The sequence below is a fragment of the Mesorhizobium muleiense genome (assembly GCF_900099905.1).
Taxonomy (GTDB): Bacteria; Pseudomonadota; Alphaproteobacteria; order Rhizobiales; family Rhizobiaceae; genus Mesorhizobium; species Mesorhizobium muleiense.
Map to the genome: position 1 here is coordinate 1 of NZ_FNEE01000061.1, position 1,206 is coordinate 1,206.

The window sequence follows — 1,206 nt, forward strand, 5'->3', positions numbered from 1 at the left end:
TTCTCACAATACGAGGTCGTGATACCACCAACCGATATGCTATGTTCAGTGATCATGAGTTGCATTTCCTCAGCACAACTGGCCGCGTCAGGTCGGCTGGGCCGAACCGATCCGCGCCCTCTGAATATAGCAGCGCAGACCGGCCGTCTTATGCGATTGTCCGGATGAAAACGCAGGAAATCGGCGTTTCGCGATCAGTTCGCGGCAAACGTCGACCGATCGCATCGGGCGCGCGCGATCTGGATTTTGCGGGACCGCTACTTGGCCTCGTTCCATGACCATGCAGGCGGGCAAAGGCGGAGGCGAGGGAAGCCTTCAAGATGGGACGTTAAATCCTTGTAGTGAGCTACCATTCTTTGGGTCACAGCAACGTGTCGGCCGTCAGGCCTTCCGCTAATCGCGTTGATGCGCGCCCACACAGATCTCCCGCAACGGCCAAGCAAATCGCCATCCTCATCCAGCCAGTGGGACGTCGCCTTTATCGTTCGAGAATGAATACTTTCGGTACGACCTGCTTCGAATTCTAGCTAAGGGTCTTCAGTTCAACGCCGAGGAGGCGCCGCCCTATTCAGGGTCCCGCGGCTCGCCCCCCGCGTACATTGCGCAGATCCCCTGTGGCAACGGCTGCCCTATTAGCTTGGGCAGCCGGCAGCGTCTTCGCAGATCACGGCGCGACACTGCCAACGACGCAGCGTCGACAATGTAATTCTCGATCCAGGCTTCACGTTCCAGTACCCACCCGGCCCAGTGCCTTTGCGAAAGGGCTGTGTCCCTGGTGATGGTGTAGGAGGCCGCGCGCGGAGCCGTCGGCGTAGCGCAGCGCGCGGCCGACTGCAGCGCTGGCGGTCATCGCCGATCTTCGAGAAGGTTCCGTTGCAACACCTGGAACAGAGCGGAGGCGACGATGACTGACGAGAGAATGGCCCTGATCGAGCTGATTGAGAAGCAGGCCGACAGCGCCTTCGTGCGCGACATGCTGGCCTTTGCGGCCGATCGCGTCATGGAGATGGAGGTGGAAGCGCGTACAGGCGCTGCGAAGGGCGCACGCTCGCCGCTGCGGGAGGTGCAGCGGAACGGCTATCGCGACCGGGACTGGGATACCCGCGCCGGGCGGATCGCGTTGGAGATCCCGGAGCTGCGCAAAGGAAGTAAGCGCTGTTCTCAGGCCACGGCCTTAAGCTCGGAAGGTTGGATGTAGGCCCAGGG

General features: G+C 61.3%; 1 pseudogene. It reads left to right on the top strand.

From position 1 onward, the window contains the following. Positions 1–904: 904 nt before the first annotated feature. A pseudogene (locus BLT09_RS33355) lies at positions 905–1,150 on the top strand (transposase); the annotation flags it as partial. Positions 1,151–1,206 lie beyond the last annotated feature (56 nt).